Genomic DNA, 18,672 nt, shown 5'->3' with positions numbered 1-18,672 from the left:
CCTACTTTCTATACTTCAAATTCTCTAACGGTCTGTTTCTCTTCTTCAGTTAGTTCAAACAAATCCATGACAAGTTCATCAATTTCCTGATTAAGCTGATTGACTTTTTCAGTGTCGGGAGAATCTTTTTTCATTTCTTCCATCAGTTGTTCAACAAGCTGTGCTACTTCTTCTTGCTGGGAATCAGTGGCATCTGGAATTGGGAAGTCCTTAATTTGAGTTAAACGCATTTGAGGGAATGTGCTACGTTGTAAAAAATCAAACCTATGAATAGCATAGTAAGAAACTACCTTAGAGTTTAAAACTCCTATTAAAAACTTTGGATTCCCAATCAAATCTGTAATTACTTCTATACTTTGTTCATGAACAAAATTATCTTCTGTCAACGTGGCTCTAAAGGTATATCTGGATTTAACTGGAATACGAGCAATTAAAATTCGGATACCTTCAAAAATTGAAACATTTCTTGGTGCTGCTAAATGTTTTCCATATGATAAAAACTGTCCTGACCAATTTATTTTGTACCTTTGTAAATCTGAGCCTGATAAGAACTTTCTGTAACTACTATTAACTTGCTCTTTTGCAAAGAATGGTTTTCCATTCTTGAATTTTTGAAAATCTTCTTTGTCTTCTGGCTGTTTAGGCGTTCCTTTACCTCTCTCAAAGGCTTTTAATCCATCTTTTACGTGACCATAGTTATTCTCAAGAACTTTAGATTGAGCTTCTATTTTAATCAATAGTTTTTGAGAGCTTGTATTAGCAGATGAAATAGTAATAACATCCTGATTCAACAGTAAATCTGAGTTTGTTTCAGTCAGTAAATTAACTTCACTATTGACGATTTCTCCAAGAATGACTTTTGCAGGTCGTTTAGTGAACATGTCAATAATACAAACATCAATAGAAGCTTCATCAAAAATCTTATCTTTTGAATTGATGAAAGTTATTTCATCATAAGTTTTTAAAATATGATGGCGAAGTGTCTTATATTGATTGATCGTTAGAAATGAATTGGGAATAATATATGATATTCCCCCACCTTTTCTTACTAACGAAAAAGCAAGTTCTAGGAATAAACCGAAAGTGTTAGCTTGATAATTGTTGAGAGGATATGTTCTAGTGTAATATGATTTCATCTCATCACTAAAAGATTGATTACTTGCAAAGATATAAGGCGGATTCCCAATTACAAGGTCAAAGCCGATAAATTCACCAGCTTCTCCCAAAATCTCAGGAAATTCCATTCGCCATTCCATACCTTTAGCGAATAATGGATTTTTCAGTCTGTATTCCAATTCCTTTTCAGCTTTTGCTAGTTGCTTATTTAATTCCGCTACTTCTTTAGAGTTTTTATTTTCTTCCTCAAATAGGCTAATGGCACCAGCCTTATTTCGTTCAGATATGAGCCGAGATAATTTCTTTAATTCAGGACTAGAAGCCGTATCATCAAAGGAATGTTTGAGCCTTTCGATTTTCTCCCAAATTTCTGCTTTTACTCGTTTATTATTCGTCTCCTTATAGTCTTTAACTAGAGATAGATAGTCCTTGAAATCTGTTTTTCTCATATCAAATTCATAGTCAAAATCAAACTTATGTAAGAGACTATCGCCTACTTTAATATTAATATCAATATTTGGCAAAGTCGTCAAAACAGGTTGGTTGGTATCAGTATCCTGATAGTAATAAGAAGACTTCAAGAGTTCAATCCAGAGACGCAAACGGCAAATATTGACCGAACTTGGGTTAATATCCACTGCAAAGAGCGAATTTTCCAGAATATGCCTCTTCTGGTTGAAAATTGCCTTTTGAATTTGTTCTGACTGCTGATTACCTGTCTGATACAAAAAATTATTTCCAGACATATCTTGAATGACTAGCTCATCATTAATAACATAACATTGAATCAGGTTTCCAATATAGTTGCCATCAGCGTCAAACAAAACATTTAAATCACTTTTAAGAGCAATAATTTCATTCAGGACTGATACGAGGAAGTGACCGGATCCAACCGCTGGGTCACAAACCTTCAAACTGTCAATCGCATCTGATACCTTTTTAGCAATCTGAGCATTACGTATGTTAAACTTTATATCTTCGATTGTTTCACACTGCCAGTCGAGTGCCTCATTGACTTTGTCCACTGCTGCTGTACGAATCGCTTTACGTGACATATACATGGTAATATTGCCTGGCGTATAAAAAGAGCCGTCACGGTAGCCGTTGATTTTCTCAAAAATTAATCCCAGAACTGACGCATTGATAAGGTCATTCTTAGATTTCTCATGGTGGCTGATGGAGGTCGAGAAGTCATAAGAATCCAAAAACTCAAAGAGGTATTCAATAAAATTGATGTTCCCTTTTTTACGTTTTTTATCTACGCCTTTAAGAGCTGTTTTGGAGAAAATTTCAATATCTCCCTCTGGTAATCTATCAATACCAATCCCATCTCTAGAAATTTCTAATTCTGTTTCTTCAAACAGTGATGAGTTCAGATAAGGGACATAACCGAACTTTTCTTGCATTCGATCATTTCTTTCCGATACTTTCTTAGCAAGTACAGCAAAGAATAAGCTATAAATCTCCTCAAAGTTAGGCAGTTTTTCATAGGTCAAGAACTTATAAGATTCATCTTTGTTGAACAACACCAGCTGAGATTCTAACAGTTTCAAAAATAGAATTCTATTTGTCCAGACAACTGTTAGTTGAATAGCAATATCTTCCTGCCTTTCTTTTGGAACATCTTTCATCTCCAATTTATCAATAATATTCTCAACAAAAGAATATCGCTGACGTTTGGTGGGTTTTAAGCGTGAGATAATTTTTGAAGTCCCTAACTTCGTTTCTTCCAGCCCCATCAAATAAAGCAATTCATCATAGAAATTCTTATTAAGCTTGTTTGAATCAGTAAAAATCTCTTTATTAAGAAGATTCTCTGCTGTGAAGAATCGATAAAGCTGAGTCAGATTATTTTTCTTGATTTCAATATACTTACTGGTCTTAACTAGAGCTTGACTAAGATCAAAGTGAGCAATAACGATTCCCTTTTCAATTGCTTTGTCAATTTCTGGTGCAATAACCTCACTATAAAGGAAATCTGTTTTATTGCTAGAAAGTTGATTATTTCTGAACTTTGTCACGAGGTCAACTAGCTTTTTATTTTTGAAAAAATATTTTTCAAATTCTTTAGCCTCGATCACAAACCAAGATAGGCCATTTGTGATAATACACTTTTTGATTTCTAAATTTTTATTAAATAGGCGTTCTTGTAGGTAATAATAGACAACTTCTTGAAGTGCTTTGGAATTGATTTTTTCCGTTGACATCATTTCAGACTTGTTAGTCAAACTCTTGCATTCAAAAAGAATACCTAGTGACGAATAGGCGTCTTTACCATTATAGATAGCAAGGTCTATTCGACTAGAAGTATTAATAAAATTATAAGGCAATACACTTTCTAAAAATCCCTTGAGAAGATTTTTCTGGTATTCCTCTGACTCATCCTCTTTGTCTTTTAAATGAGTCAAATAACTAACCAATTTTTGATTAAATACCTCTTTTTCTTCATCAAGTGGCATAATTGCTTGAACAGAGCGATTCATACTCTCTTTTAATGTAATTCCCTTTATTGCCATGAAATAGACTCCTAAACAGATTTATCTAAGAGCTGATAGTATTAGTCTATTGTGTAAGCAATAGACTAAGGGTACCCTTAGCGATATATATACATATTATACCATAAATAAAACCCCACCAAGATTAAATCTTGGTGGGGTTTTGGTGGGGAATAATAACATTCTCCCGATTTTTTATCGCTCTAAGCAATGCTTAAACCCTGTAATACTGGGCTTCCGCAATCAAATTGCGATACTCTATTATTTAAGAGTAACAATTGCACAACCTGTTAAATGTGCAGTATCAAGGGGTTTGAGTTCTTAATTTGAAGTTTGGCAGGAATTTTGGCATAAAATTGAATCCAACCCTGCACTTTTAATATTTTGTGTGATTTCTTCAGAAACTGTTTTATCTAAAGCATTAAACCAATGACTATATGTGTTCAAAGTTGTTGATTTATCAGCATGCCCCATTCGTCTTGCTACATATAAAATATCTTTTTTCAAAACATTTATTAGATAAGAAGCATGACTATGTCTAAGACCTTTCCCTGTTATAACAGGCACTCCTACTTGCTGCGCTTTACGTTTGATGATACGACAAATAGTTGATTTACAAAAAGGATCTCCAAATCTTGAAATGATAAAATCTGTATCTTGATTTGCAAACTGATTTTTTCGCCAAACTTGAAGCACTTCAATAGTTATATCATCCAATTCAATAAGTCGTTCACCTGCTGGAGTCTTTGTTTGGTCTTTACGATACCAATTTCCATTTTCATCTTTCTCCAAGGTTGTATGTACCTTTAGAAATTTTTTATCAAAATCAATATCCTCCCAACATAAAGATAAACCTTCACTCACTCGTACACCTGTCATATAATATAACCAGATGGCAGTAAATCGTTGTAATTCTTCATAATCATGTAAGTCAAATGATTTGATAAATGTCTGAAACTCCGCATAGGTCCAAAATGGAGTTTTTGGATGCTTACCTCTAGGATTATCTAATGCTTTACAAGGCATATCTGAAATATAGCCAAGTCTTTCTGCATAACCCATACAAGCTTTAAACCTTGACCATAAATTTTTCGCATAGTTTTCAGAATAATTTTCTATGATATGCAATCTAAAAGCCTCGCAATCTCTAGGAGTTATTGCTTTTAATGGCTTTGAACCAAAATATTGAATAAAAAGTTTATGATGAGGAAGAGCCGTCTTATATGTCACAGACTGAACTTTTTGCTTATATGCTTTTAAATAAATTGTGTTCATATAGTTTTCAAAAGTCATATTGTAATTTTCTAAACTGACTTTGTTGGCAAATTCATATTTTATACGAACTAATTCGTCATATGCTTCTTTCATCGTTTCAAAAGTTTTACCATATTGATTTTTTCTAGCTTTCTTTTGTACCCTTTTGCCAGTTACTGGGTCGATTCCAAGATCAATCTGATAAAATATCTTTCCCTTATTATCACAATAAACACCTTTGTATTTTTTACTACTTTTTGTTGCCATTTGGATTCTCACTTTCTAAATGTTATTTAGATAGTGGAATCCCTATTAATTGTTCCACAATTTCTGCTGGTGCGATACCTAGTCTTCGATTGTCAAAGGGCGATTTACTTAATTGTACCGCATTATTGTCAACTTTGCGAGCTTCTTCAAACTTTTTTACAGCAATTCTTTTAGCTTCACGAATAATGTCTCTAGAGGTATGTTCAGGAAATCCTAAGTTCATTAAATCTTTATATGTAGCAGTTCTCATACACTTTCCTCCTTCAAATCACTAAGTTTTTTTACACGCTAGATGGGATTTGAATGGTTAGTTCAATCATAGGAATTTCACCCGCTGTCCTTTTACGATGGCAGCCTGAACGTTCAGAAGTATCATTATCATTATTTGTGTCATGGCAGATAGGTTACCATCCTATTTTTGAATAAATGATTTTCGCTCATTTCCTGGCGCATTATATTCTATTGCTCAACAAATAAATAAAGTCCCACCCAGAATTATTCAATTGTCAATGAACAAATCAGGAGGGACTATTTTTTATTTTTTAGGCGGTAGGGTGTGTCTGTAAGTCCAAGTAAATAATCCGTACTCACTTGATATAATTCTGAGATTTTTATCAAGAAATCAACAGGAATCTGACGTTTGCCAGACTCAATCTTAGAATAAGCTGACTGACTACATGATAAATATCGTGCAAGATACTCTTGCGAATAATCACAATCCTCTCTCAGATCCCTAATGCGCCTATACATTCGTTCACTCCTAAGAAAATTATAGTCAAGTTCTGAACGAATCTTAGTTTTTATTCCAAATTGGCATAAGTTTTTGATATAGACATTACTATTTCATATTTACTAATTAAGCCATATCTCCATAATCCAAATCACAATAAGAGAAAAATCATTTTGAACAATAATTTCATACACTCGTCAAAAATAATATTATTTTAATAGCACCCTATCTAATATATTCAAATGTGAATAAATCAGGTATGAGTGCTAATTGTTGAGATTTTGAAATAATTTTTATCAATATACTTACTTTCTGAACTTCATAGTATTCAAAATTACGATATCCAAGACTAGGTACAGTCACTATTTTTTATCGGAATGATTAATTTAACCATAGCCCCATTTTTCTTATTTTGGAGTTGTATATCACCAGAATGAATGCTCATTACTTGTTTTACAAATGCCAAACCTATTCCAAAATGTTCAAACTGTGAATTTCTACTAGTATCTTCTCGATAAAATAATTTTCCAAAATTTTCTAAAACATCGTCCGAAAATTTGGAACCATTATTCCAAATACTTAAGGAAATACTACTATCTTCTAACTCCAAGATAACTCTGATTTTCTTTTTAACATCATCTGCATAAGCTATTGCATTATTGACAATATTTGATACTGAACGGATAATTAAATCTAAATCTAATTCAATATTACAGTCTCGCCCTATCTTAGTTTCATATTTGTAATCTATGCTATCTCCAATAAGGTATGCACACTCTTGTTCCAGTATTTTTGATAAATTACTGATACTATACTGATGAAAGGAAATCTGATTAGAGTAAAAAGTTTTAGAGTAATTAATCAACTGATTAAAATAGTTATCTAGTTGGTTGCTTGCTCTTTCAATGTCCCTAAGACACTGGACATCAATACCAGATAAAGGTGCAAATTGCAACAATTCCGAGTTTCCTTTGATTACAGTCAAAGGCGTTTTTAAGTCATGTGCCATCGCTGAAACCTTAAAGAGAATATCCTCCTTTTGGTCTTTCTCTACCTGAATCATATTTTTTATTCTTTGCTGCATTAGTTCAATATGTTTGTTAGTTTCTATGAATTCGAGAATCGTTAATTTAGATGATGTGTTTACTGAGGTCAGCCACATACTACCATGATAGACAATCTCCATTTCTTGCTTTACTCGTTTCAACAAGGCTTTAATATTAACAGAAACTATAATAATCAAAGATATACAAATATAAACCCATGAAAAAACATTAAAGAATATTCCTAACAAATCACTAGCGATTGACTGAGTTTCTGAATGAATATCAATAGAAATAGTCGATATGGGGAAAATATATGCTACAATCACACTCAAACAAAATTGTTTAATAATCGTCCTCTGCGTTTTTTTGACCAAAGTCTTAAAATCTAGTTTTCGTTCCAACTATATCCGCCTCCCCACTGTGTCTTGATTGGATTAATTGAAAAGGGTTTTAATTTTGACCGAATTTGATAAATATACTCAGCAATAGAACGAAATTGTGCCTCTGACTCCGACGGGTATATTCTTTCATAGAGTTCCTCTACGGAATATACTCTCTTCGGGTTGCTTGCTAAAGTATACAAAATTGTAAATTCTCGCTTTGTCAATGATATGATCTCTTCTTCAATCAAGATTTCTTGCTTACTGGCATTAATTATCATTTTCTTTGTGCATATCTCTTTATTATTTTTACGATTTCTCTCCTCCCTTTGGATATGCATTCTAACGCGAGCAACTAATTCTGTAATACTAAATGGTTTTTTTATATAATCGTCCGCACCAGCCTTTACCCCTCTAGCCAAATCGCTATCCAATTGCTTGGCTGTTACAAAAATTATCGGTACATCAATTTGTTCTCGAATGGATTTACAAATTTCTAAACCATCAATAGACATCATAATATCTAGTAAAATTAAATCAAAGCCAACAAATGAACAAATATCTATGTTACCTACTTCTTTCCTTGTCGTAACTTCAAACTCTGAGCGTTCTAAAGAATTCTTTATCAAACGAAGAATACTTTCATCGTCATCAATCGCTAATATTTGATATATTTTTTTTTCTTTCATAATTAAATAATATCACAAAATACAAAATTTTTATCGTACTATTCTCTTCCTAAACAGCAAAATAGAGAAAGACAACAGCAAAATCCCCCATAAAAATTGAATTGCAATACCTATTGTAGAAGGTAGATAAGGTTGATTTTCAGTCGTAAAAAATGAATTCATGGTAGAGATAATCGGGAAGTAGAGAAAGACATCGCTGAATTGCAGAAGCATTTGGCCTAACCCCAACAAGAAAGACAAGGATATCCCCATTGGAACAACTATACTCCTTGTTATAAGAACTAAACTAAAACATATTAATATTAAACCAATTGATACCAGCATTATTCTTACTGCAATGGTATAAATAAATCCAGGAATTAATAGACTATAAAAAATATATACCACAAAAATAGTACAGACGGTAACTAGACTCCAAACTAATACAGATATTGATAATATAACTATTAATTTTATAAAAAAGAATTTCCATCGTATTGGGTTAGCTAATAAACTGCTTCTTAAAGTTGAATCGTTAAATTCTTGCCCTATAAATAGTATTGTAATAATAATAATCCCAGCTTGTCCAAGATAGAAGCTTTCTAAGATTTGTGTTAAAGCATAATTCTCGGTTATATAACTTGGAGTTTCATGTAAAAAAATAACAAATAAAGGTACTAAAATTATAGTTGCTAGTACAGTCAATAATAGCCATTTATTATAAATGAACTTTAAATACTCACTTCTAAAAGAATTCATCTAACATTACCTACATCTTCCTTCAAAAATTTGTAATATGCAAAGCTACTAATTACTAGCACCCAAATACTCAGAAATAAAACACTGCGTCCTGGTGTTGTGATTTTCAAAGGAGACGTTGCAATTAAATCTTGCCCTAAAGATACTGGTAAATACTTGGCTAGCTGAATTCTGTCAGCAAGAAAACTACCTAAATTATAGACTTGTGGTAGTAAAAATAATAATGATCCAAGTGAAGATTTAAAATAAAAAGCAATTGAATAGGATAATACCGTTAGTAGCGACCACGACAGTGATCCCAATAATATAAAATACCACACATTCTTATTCAGTAACAAAGGGTTCAACCCCTCTCTTCCTAAACCAAACTGTGCACTTACAATAGATAAATAGATTGAGACAAATGACACAACAAAAATAAATACACATGTAACAATAAATTTTATTACAAAGAATACAACCTTATTTGAACATAATAGCAAGCTGGTACGTAAAGAACTATTTTTATATTCCATATTTCCAAGAATTGCTCCTAAAATTATCATAGCAAACAAGCCCAATAGTATTGCATCAAAACCAATATACTCAATTGGAGGTATTGGTTCTGCTAAACTACTATTTGTTTCGGGTGTTGCATTCAATCCAACTGTTAAAATTTGTTTGGAACTGATATAAGACAATAACGGCTGAAGAATAAAAACAATTGGTAAAACTATTTGGGTTGATCTGCTATAAAAAATTTTATATAGCTCTGACAAAATATTATAGCTTTTTATACTACTCATCATAGTCACCCCCTGTTAAATGAAAGAAAACATCTTCTAGATTATCAAATCCGTTCATTATATTATTAAGTGTACCCGAAGCTATGATTCTTCCTTTATTAATAAAAACAACCTTATCAGTTACCGCCTCTACTTCTGAAAGTATATGTGATGATAACAATACTGTCTTACCAGCACTTGCTTGTTCTCTAATAAAATTTCTAAACCATCTAATTCCACTAGGATCTAGACCATTTGTAGGTTCATCTAAAATCAGGTACTGAGGTTTTCCTAACAGCGCTGTTGCAATACCTAACCTCTGCCCCTCTCCTAATGAAAGGTTTCCTATTTTTGAATATCTTTTATGTTCAATATCAGTAATGGATAATACCTCTGATATTCTGGATAAATCTATTCCATTACTAGCAGCAGCAATTTTCAAATGTTGAAAAACTGTTCGATCATTGGGAGCCCCCACACCATCGAAAGAAGCTCCTACAGTTAAAAGAGGACGTTCAAAATCACAATATTTCTTACCTCCTATTAAAGCAGTGCCTGAAGATGGCCTATCCAGACCCAAAAGTATTCGTAACGTCGAACTTTTTCCAGCACCATTCGGTCCCAAAAAGGCAGTGACTTCCCCCTCTTCAGCTGTAAAGGATACATTCTTTAATATATCTCCATCTTTATAAGTTTTTGTTACATCTCTTATTTCAATCTTATTTGTCATAATACGATACTCCTATACTAAAAATTGTTCTTTGGCCAACTCTTTATATAATGGAACAGATTCCAATAGCTCCACATGAGTCCCACTTCCTACAAGTCTTCCGTGTTCCAAAACAAAGATTTCATCTGAATCTAAAATTGTAGATAATCTATGAGCAACCATTATTATGGTTCTCTCACCTCTCATATTTTTGATTGCTTCCTTCATCTTCTTCTCACTAAGACTATCTAGATTCGAAGTTAACTCATCCAGCAAGAGTATCTTTGCATCAGAAAGTATTGCTCTTGCCATTGCCAATCTCTGTCTTTCTCCTCCTGATAAATTGAAACCTCCTTCACCAATTTGACTCTCAACCCCAGATGCACCTCTTTGAATCAAATGCTCTAAACCAACTTTTTTTAAAGCGTCACAACATTCATCATATGTTACATTAGTATTACCCATTTTTAGATTTTCTAAAATTGTACCAGCTACTAATGGTGAGTTTTGCTCAACATAAGAAATATTAGAACGTAAAGTCTCGCGACTCATTGTTCGGAAATCTTGTCCAAATACCTTTATACTACCACTAGTAATATCATAGAATCTTTCGATGAGATAAAGAAGTGTGCTTTTCCCCGCACCAGACGGACCGACAATACTGACGTAATCTCCACTATTTATTTCGAAAGTAATGTCCTTTAATATATAATTATCATCCGATTGAATATCCTGAAATTTGTAAGAATCATATGAAAAAGTTACATTCGCAAATTCAATTGCTTTGCTTCTATCCGACTTAGTTTCTAGATTTAAAATGATATCATTATCTTCTTCTTTTGGAAGATCAATAATTTCAGTAATTCTACCTAAAGCTCCTAAAGCTTCTGAAATAGTTGTGACCGATGAAAATATTTGTCCTACTGGTGAAATAGCGATATACATTAATAGCATAAAAGAAGTTAGACTTGCAATAGACATTTGCCCAGTAGAAACACGGTATCCTCCGACTCCCAAAATAATTATCCCACACAACTGCAAGCTAAAATTTGATATCGGTGTCATTATTGATTGCACTCTTGCAACTCCAATTCCCAAGTTTTTTACTTCTTGTGCCTCAGATAACATTTTAGATAATTCTGAATTCGTTTCATTTGTCGATCGAATTGTTCTAATTCCTACGATTAGCCTATTTAAGTATGCTGTCATTTTCCCCAAACCCTGATGAGCTTTATAACTTGCTGTTTGAATCAAACTACTCATCAATAAAATAAATAGGAATGATAAAGATATGGAAATAATTGTAATTATTGCAAGATATGTATCCTTTAGAAATAATGTAAATATCGCACCTAAACTCAAGAACAATCCACTCGTCAGAGCAACGGTTGATTGAATGATTCCCGCTCTTAGCTTACTTGTATCACTGCTAAATCGACTAATTAGGTCTCCTGCTGACAGATCATTATATTTATAAATAGGAAGTTTAAGAAATTGAATAATTAAATTTTTTCTTGATTGAAATACTGCACTTTCTCCCATTAATTGTAAGAAATAATATTGCAAACTGGAAATAATAGTTGTACCCACGGTAATAGCAATAAGCGTATACATAGTGGAATTATTGAATAAATTTACTCCCTTTTGAGAGATTACTTTAGACAAAAGTTCTGGCTGTAATAACGTTAAAATTGACGTAAGTATTCCCAAACATAAAACGATTAAAAAATATTTTCCTTTATTTTCTATCAAGGCAAGTAAATCACGAAATTTTACATTAGTCATAGTATCATTTACTTTTTCTATATCTTCAGTTATCATATGTTTACGCTCTTCATTTTTATCATCTAGAGTTTTCACAACTCTTTCATACGATGATACTTCTTCTAGCTCTTTAATCGGATTTCCATTGACTTCCACCCATGCATGAGATCTAAAGGGGTTCATAGCAAATCCAGTACACCAACTTGCACGTTTCTTTAAAAGAAGTAAGAACATTATTACTCCTAATGATCTTTTTACGCATCCATCTTGATTCCTACACTTACGGCTTACAGTACATATTGCATCACGAGCTAATACAGCTTCATTTACTGTGGCGGATAATTTTGAGTCACTTAATTTATTAATCAAAAATTCAATTCTTGTAGGCGAGAGCTTTGTAAGCGGATAAGAGATTAGTAAAGCTATTTGCGCTAGTAATCTGTACTTTAGCTGAACATAGGAGTATGACTCTTGATTGAGCTGCATATCCATAATCTATATCCCTCCTTTTTTTAGAGACTGTATAAAATCTTTAACATCTTGTTTTGCAACATCGGTTTCAATGGAATACGCAGCAGATATAGCACTAACTATTTCTTCTTCATTTTTATTTTTAGATAGTAATTCTAAAATTTTAACCCCTACATCATTTGTTTGAAAGTATATCCCTTGATCTTTGTCAAATACAATTGCACCATTGTCTTGCTTTATTATTTTTAATCTTGTTTTAGATCCTTTATTAAACATAGTTACAAACCTCACTCATTCTTCATATACAATTTAATCTGCCTAATCCAACGTTCTACCGAACATAATCTTTCAAAATAATCAATTTTATTCGGATTTCCCGCAGGTAATGACAGCTCTAATTTTAACTTTTCAACATCAACAATTCCCATTTTTACCACTTCAAATTGTTCTAACTTGTGGAAGTTTTTACGAACTGCTTCTCTATATCCACTATATAAGGCATCTGAATAATCGCCTTTAAAACCCCTGTTGAAAACTTCAATTGGTACGATCCCCTTCAATGCTTTTTGCAATACCGGTTTTGTTAGCTTTGAACTAACTTTATATTTTGCTGGAATTTGAAGACAAATTTCTACTAATTTTTTATGTAAAAATGGTGTTGCCCAATAAATGGAATTAGTAGTTAATTGAATTTGTCGCAACACTGATTTTTGAAATATTAAAGATTGAATCATTTGGAATGTTGTTCTATCAGTGATTATTGGCTCAGAATTGGAAAATAATAACGAGTTTAAAAAACTTTGCGATTCTTTTTTGGATTTTTCACTGAGCCAACTTGGTACCTGTAGTCCATCCATCCACCCCAGTTCTCTTTTGATAGGTTCAGAAGATTCGTTGAAGACAATTTCTAAATTTTGGGTCATGGTTTCCAAATATCCTCTCTTATCTAACAAATCCAATAGGCAACTAAAAAATGGTCTTCTCATTATCAAACTATATTTCAGAGCATAAAGTAGTCCACCTAAATTTTCCTGACGGACTATACTCCAGGGATTAGAAGGCATCGGTGTGAATAATTCATCACCACCAATACCTAGGAAATGAGTCGGATGTTTTTTACCTTCCTGATAAGTAATCACTGATTTTAAATATCCTTCTGAATCGGCCCACAGTAATGGAAAGCTTGGAATAATACCATTGATATATCCTTCTTCTATTGCAAATCTTTTCTCTGTTGTTTCTATAGAGTCAAATTTTTTTAACTCCCTACCAAGATTTTTTGCAATAAATGTCGCCCATTTAGTATCACTATTGGCAGTAGCACTTGATTCAGCATGCAAAATAGAGAAGTCCGGTATCATTTTATTCAATGTAAAAGCAATTGTCGCAGAATCAACACCTCCTGATACATCACTTGACACTTCATTTCCCATATTTAGATCATGATTAATGCTATTTAAAAACTCTTCTTTTATTTTAATTATTAGTTGATTAAAATCTTTAGTGTCTACTTCATAACTTGGAATCTTTTCTTCTAAACAACCTTTTTCGGTTATTTCTAAATAGTTTAAAGGTTTTATATTTACTAGCTCTTCCCAGAGGCTAATTGTTTGAAATGGATAATATGGAAGTCCAAAAACAAATTGACTCGCTAAACGCTTCGTGGAAAGTTTTAATTTCAGATATTTTGCAATCTCTACAGAGGAATCGCTAAAAATTATATTTTTACTATTCTCAAACCAAGACAGTCTTGAATCTAAGTAAGGAGAAATAACATAAATTCTTTCAGCCATTTCAATAATAATTAAACCATTTATAACACAATCCTGGAGTAATGATATTGTTTCTTCAAAACTACTGATATCAGTCTGTTCTATAATTGAGCATATTTCTTCAACATAGTCTTCCAAACAATAGATTTTTGTATTATTTACAGAAACGGTTCTATATAAATTTTTAGTAAGGAATATTATTTTTTTATCAGAATATTTTTCAAAAAAATACTTATTTAGCATGTATATTAACAACCTCAAAAATAAAAAACAAAGCATCTCGATATTCGTAGTTCTGGAATGAATATCGAAACACTTTATTAAAAATTATTTACTGTTGTAATACATAGTTCTAAGCTTAGAACTCAATTGTAACTCTTACAATTGCACGTCCACCAAAGACATCACGAAACTTACCAGTCCATAGACCTTTAGTGTCTTTTTTGAAAGTTGCAATTGATTCAAATGTTGGTTTGCAATATTTCATTTTAAACTTCTTCTATCATTTAGACTAATGCCAGAACCCATTGGTGTAAATGAAAAATAATTTTCAAGAGTTACCTCTTGATTCAATTAAATTCTACAATATGAATTTCGGAAAAATATCAGAAAATAGATGAAGGTTGAACATATTTCAAATATTTCTTGTTTTCACTCCGTGGATTACTTGGTTTCCATAATAATTTCTATATCAACTTAATGAATATATCTGGATAATGGATTATATTCTAATTAAAAATAAAGCCCTGCCACCAAATATATCTCTGAAGCTACCTGCAACTAATCCTGCTGTACCATTTTTAAAAGTAGAAATTTTTTCTATAACTGGCTTCGTATAATTCATATACTTTCCTTTCTAAGTCAATATTGAATAGTCCAGACTGTTTGACCATTTAAATAGTATCAAAGATTATTCAGATTTTTTTCAGAAAAATCAAATTTATAAACAATTACTGATTTAAGCGAGCTTAAATCAAGGATAATTTCAAAATAAAAATGATAAAGTTATGGCACTATTCTTGTTCGGTTTAACCATCGACATCGACAAGCTCCAACTGGTAAGGAAAATCTCCAAAGTTTCGAAATTCATAGCCCTGACAATCTAGATACTCTCATATCAAACCTGATAAATGATTAACACTCAGTATTTCAACTGAGTGTTTTTTTAGTATAGTTCCTTATCATAATCCTTTCTTGTTCTAGGAGCTGTTCTATTCAACACCGCCACAAAGGTTTCCAGTTTTCTGACGGATTCTTCATAGTTGTCAAGTAACTTACTGAGTTGGTCTTGAGTGTTAGAAATCTCTCGTTCGATTTGCTCCAAAGTTACACTTTCTGTCAGATTGAGTTTGGAAAATTCATAACGTGCCAATCGCCTACGTTCTATATCGTGACTTTTGAGATTGACTAAGACTTCTGCTATCTTATTTAAGGTGGCGGTTTTTTCGTTGAGTTCTGACATGCTAACATCGTACGTCGCAATTTCCGCCACCAACTCATCTTTAATGTCCGTATAAGCTCGATTTGTAACATTGAGTTCAATCAAGAGATTGACTTCAGTGATTTTCTCCTGTAACTCTTTTAGATTTGGTCGCCTACGATAAGGCAAGCTTTTGTTGTCTTGTGTCAGCTGACGAATCAAGTCACGCCCTTTCATATAGCGGTTCTTATCCGAACTTTCCTTATTGTAGATAAAATAAGACGTGATTTCTCGAAGGAAAATCTTAAACCTCTTTTCCTCCTCTTTCTCAATCTCATCCAGCTGATAATTGGGAATAAATATCAAGCCCTCTTTTTTCACACCAAAGGCTACCTTGATGAAAATGCCACCCTCAACTTCTTTGTCAACCTGATGCGGGGCAAGCTCCACCTCAAACTCATGAACAGCCTTACGATTTTCGGAGAACGTTTCATAGTCTGAGACGATACTTTCTACTGTTGATAACTTCTCCGCTTGCTCTGCGAGAAATAATTCAAAATCTTCCTTGATATTATCACTCAGCTCAATGTCAGTATCTGACCGTTCTGAAAAATAATCTTGGAAGAAAGAGACATCATAAAGCGTTTTCTTGCTCACTTGTTGATGTCCTAGAGAAATTTTCTGGTCATTTTCCGTAAGGGTAAAGGTCACATTTTTCTGTTTGAGTTGAATAAATAGTCCAAGTTCCTCTGCCATTTCCAATAATTCTTGTAAAGTTTTCACTCTAGGCAATAAAAAATGTAATCGTTGCTCAATGGCACCCTTGGCAAATGCTTTTCGGAAATAGCTCTCATCATAAGGTTCCCTGCGATTAAGCTGTCGCCCGCGAATGGGTTTGACCTGATCTCTATCCGTCATCAAAAAGGTAGTATGCTTGCTTGAGAAGTCAATAGTCAAATGCAGCTGCTCTGCTTTTTTCAAAAAGTCCTCAAAATCCTTGGACTGTTCCATCAAAAAATACAGGCGTTGCTTGAGTTCAAACTTATGATTGGTTTTGCGATAAACGTCGTACTGCTGATGTGAATAGCGATTAGTGATAATTTTTGCACCAGCCTCTTTGGAAATGCGGTCTGAAATCATACGAAGATTTCGTTCCAAGGCATAGTTCCACTTGAGCTTTTTATCAGATTGAAGGTCAACAGAATTGATTAAGATGTGATTATGAATGTGTGACTGGTCAATATGGGTTGCAACGATAAAACGAAAATTTCCGCCAGTAAGTTCTTTGACAGTCTCATAACCAATCCGATTGATCTCTTCAGGTGTTAACTTATCGTCAGGCGAAAAGGATTGAATGAGGTGGTGGGCATGAATTTTCTGTTGGCGTTTTTCTTGTCTGTCATTTCTGGAATCGTACAAGCCGTCATTATTCAAAAAATTGGCCTGATACATCTTGACCATTTCCTCATAACTGGGAAAATCCAGGTAATTACTCATGCCAAAATCTGAAACCAATTTGAGCTGGGCTGTCTTTTCTGGGTTGAGAATGTAGCGAATTAGGTTCTTTCGATACTTTCGACTATGTGTGGCATAATGCTTAGTGATGACCATAGAAATCCCTTAGCTGTTCAGCCTTGATTTGAAAATCTTTCTCCACTTCCGATACCAGCTCTGCCATCCCTTGACCTAAGCCTTGAAGCTGCTCCATAGAAATCAGATGAGTCTGGTTAATGACACGGGCAATCTGGTTGACGTTGTTGCCTATCCGCCGCAGCTCAAAGACCAAATCCTGATAAGTGGTCGTGTCAATTGTGATAAAATTTCTGTTCGGATCAAGTAAGACTTTTCTGGCATACTCTGAAAAAGTTTTACATCTGCTTTGCGAAATACAGTCATTAAGCTGAGCCAGTTCCCTATCTGTCAAAAACACTTTTTTGAGGTTAGTGCGGTAGCGATAATCCATTAGCGACCTCCTATATACTTCTCACGAAAGTCTGGACTGAGCGGGATAGACTTCTCGACTTCTGCCATCAGTTCCAGCACACAGGTCAAAATAATGCGTAGATGTTCAGAGGTGACTTGTTGGTATTCCTCCGCAAGGACAGTCACTTGATGAATGTCTCGGCTGATTTCTTCCAATTTTTGAGACTGCCATAGAGAAGACCAGGTCTCCAAAATGTCTTTTTGGCGGTCTTTTTGTAACAAGTTTTGGCGGAGAAAATCTGAAAAAGTCTCCGAACCTTGCTCTTTCATCATCTCTTTTAGCAATATTTCTTCCTGCTTAGTCACTCGAAACTGCTTACGAATTAGCTTTAAGTCTTGACTCATCTTAACACTTCCCTTCCATTCTGCTTGTCTAACAATGTCAGGCTGCCTCACACTGTCAGTACGCCCTAGAAAAGCCTAAAGGTGTCCCTTTTCGGCTTTTGCGAGCTCAGATATTGTGTCCACAATATCCCAAAAATCATATCGCCAGCTGACCAAAACCTTCCAGTTTTGACAGCCAACGATAAGATAACTTGGTGGCTCCGCCCCCAAACCCCCAGTGAAAAATCAAGGACTGATTTTCTTAGGAATGGTATTAGGATAACAGGGATGATTTGGAAAAGGTATCACAAAATTGATATAATACTTTTATATGAATATTTTCAAAGAGGTGCATTATGTCCAAATCATCTAAACAAATTGAAGAAGATGCTGTCGATTATTTAAAAATGGCGTTAAAAAAATCAAAACATATTAACAGAGAAATTTCTGAGGGAGATAAATAACCAATCTGGGATGGTCACATATAGGTATCTACTACTTCAAACTGTTCCATTACGATTTTAAATTTTAATATTGATAAACGTCCTGCGTGATTGATATATTTTAACACCCGTTTCCTCCTATTTATTTACGCTCTAGTCATTCAATATTTCATACTAATAGTCTGCCATATTTTTAAAATCAAAAAAATCACGGTTAAAAAACCGTGACCCAGACTGAAGACAAAGTCGTTAGAATTGTATTTCTAACGGCTTTTTCATATGTAAAGTAGTATAATAGAGTTAGGAA

Annotated in this window: 16 protein-coding genes; all 16 read right to left on the bottom strand. The window is 33.5% G+C overall.

The annotated features are described in order from the left end of the window. Positions 1–8: 8 nt before the first annotated feature. A complete protein-coding gene (locus tag ACHBIE_RS09685; RefSeq protein WP_394733216.1) occupies positions 9–3,632 on the bottom strand; it encodes an Eco57I restriction-modification methylase domain-containing protein in 3,624 nt (1,207 codons plus the stop codon). Positions 3,633–3,932: 300 nt separating this feature from the next. Beyond that, positions 3,933–5,132 (bottom strand): site-specific integrase, encoded by a 1,200-nt coding sequence (locus tag ACHBIE_RS09680; protein ID WP_012775621.1) that lies wholly within the window; start codon positions 5,130–5,132, stop codon positions 3,933–3,935. A 22-nt stretch (positions 5,133–5,154) separates the two neighbouring features. Then, entirely contained in the window at positions 5,155–5,382 is a 228-nt protein-coding gene (locus ACHBIE_RS09675) for a DUF3173 family protein (RefSeq protein ID WP_012775620.1), read from the bottom strand. A gap of 278 nt (positions 5,383–5,660) precedes the next feature. Next, complete coding sequence (locus ACHBIE_RS09670) at positions 5,661–5,882, bottom strand: helix-turn-helix domain-containing protein (protein WP_011922422.1); 222 nt, start codon at positions 5,880–5,882, stop codon at positions 5,661–5,663. A gap of 329 nt (positions 5,883–6,211) precedes the next feature. Next, on the bottom strand, positions 6,212–7,309 hold the full coding sequence (locus tag ACHBIE_RS09665) for a sensor histidine kinase (RefSeq protein ID WP_394733214.1): 1,098 nt from the start codon (positions 7,307–7,309) through the stop codon (positions 6,212–6,214). Next, positions 7,294–7,977 carry a response regulator transcription factor gene (locus ACHBIE_RS09660; protein ID WP_012775618.1) on the bottom strand — a complete coding sequence of 228 codons (684 nt, stop codon included), beginning with the start codon at positions 7,975–7,977 and terminating at the stop codon, positions 7,294–7,296. The genes ACHBIE_RS09665 and ACHBIE_RS09660 overlap by 16 nt, the downstream gene beginning before the upstream one ends. Before the next feature lie 30 nt (positions 7,978–8,007). Next, entirely contained in the window at positions 8,008–8,715 is a 708-nt protein-coding gene (locus tag ACHBIE_RS09655) for a hypothetical protein (protein WP_208574462.1), read from the bottom strand. After that, positions 8,712–9,503 carry a hypothetical protein gene (locus ACHBIE_RS09650; protein WP_208574464.1) on the bottom strand — a complete coding sequence of 264 codons (792 nt, stop codon included), beginning with the start codon at positions 9,501–9,503 and terminating at the stop codon, positions 8,712–8,714. Before ACHBIE_RS09650 ends, ACHBIE_RS09655 begins: the two co-directional genes overlap by 4 nt. Continuing rightward, positions 9,493–10,209: an ABC transporter ATP-binding protein gene (locus ACHBIE_RS09645; RefSeq protein WP_208574471.1), complete on the bottom strand. Its 717-nt coding sequence runs from the start codon at positions 10,207–10,209 to the stop codon at positions 9,493–9,495. The genes ACHBIE_RS09650 and ACHBIE_RS09645 overlap by 11 nt, the downstream gene beginning before the upstream one ends. A gap of 12 nt (positions 10,210–10,221) precedes the next feature. Then, the gene (locus ACHBIE_RS09640) at positions 10,222–12,444 is read right to left on the bottom strand and encodes a lasso peptide biosynthesis B2 protein (protein ID WP_208574475.1); all 2,223 of its coding nucleotides are present in this window, start codon (positions 12,442–12,444) and stop codon (positions 10,222–10,224) included. Between the two features lie 3 nt (positions 12,445–12,447). Continuing rightward, positions 12,448–12,699 carry a PqqD family protein gene (locus ACHBIE_RS09635; RefSeq protein WP_044677408.1) on the bottom strand — a complete coding sequence of 84 codons (252 nt, stop codon included), beginning with the start codon at positions 12,697–12,699 and terminating at the stop codon, positions 12,448–12,450. Positions 12,700–12,710: 11 nt separating this feature from the next. Then, positions 12,711–14,438, bottom strand: a complete 1,728-nt coding sequence (locus ACHBIE_RS09630; protein ID WP_394733212.1) for an asparagine synthase-related protein — start codon at positions 14,436–14,438, stop codon at positions 12,711–12,713. A gap of 478 nt (positions 14,439–14,916) precedes the next feature. Further along, entirely contained in the window at positions 14,917–15,039 is a 123-nt protein-coding gene (locus ACHBIE_RS09625; RefSeq protein ID WP_017370910.1) for a hypothetical protein, read from the bottom strand. 321 nt (positions 15,040–15,360) lie between these two features. Continuing rightward, the gene (locus tag ACHBIE_RS09620; protein WP_394733210.1) at positions 15,361–17,226 is read right to left on the bottom strand and encodes an SAG1250 family conjugative relaxase; all 1,866 of its coding nucleotides are present in this window, start codon (positions 17,224–17,226) and stop codon (positions 15,361–15,363) included. Further along, positions 17,213–17,578 carry a MobC family plasmid mobilization relaxosome protein gene (locus ACHBIE_RS09615; RefSeq protein ID WP_011922431.1) on the bottom strand — a complete coding sequence of 122 codons (366 nt, stop codon included), beginning with the start codon at positions 17,576–17,578 and terminating at the stop codon, positions 17,213–17,215. The genes ACHBIE_RS09620 and ACHBIE_RS09615 overlap by 14 nt, the downstream gene beginning before the upstream one ends. Further along, complete coding sequence (locus ACHBIE_RS09610; RefSeq protein WP_012775113.1) at positions 17,578–17,943, bottom strand: SAG1252 family conjugative relaxosome accessory protein; 366 nt, start codon at positions 17,941–17,943, stop codon at positions 17,578–17,580. The genes ACHBIE_RS09615 and ACHBIE_RS09610 overlap by 1 nt, the downstream gene beginning before the upstream one ends. Between the last annotated feature and the right edge of the window lie 729 nt (positions 17,944–18,672).

The sequence above is a fragment of the Streptococcus sp. A23 genome, from assembly GCF_043674155.1.
Taxonomy (GTDB): Bacteria; Bacillota; Bacilli; order Lactobacillales; family Streptococcaceae; genus Streptococcus; species Streptococcus suis_V.
The sequence above is the reverse complement of the archived record's forward strand: the minus strand, read 5'-3'. Positions and strand labels throughout refer to the sequence as shown.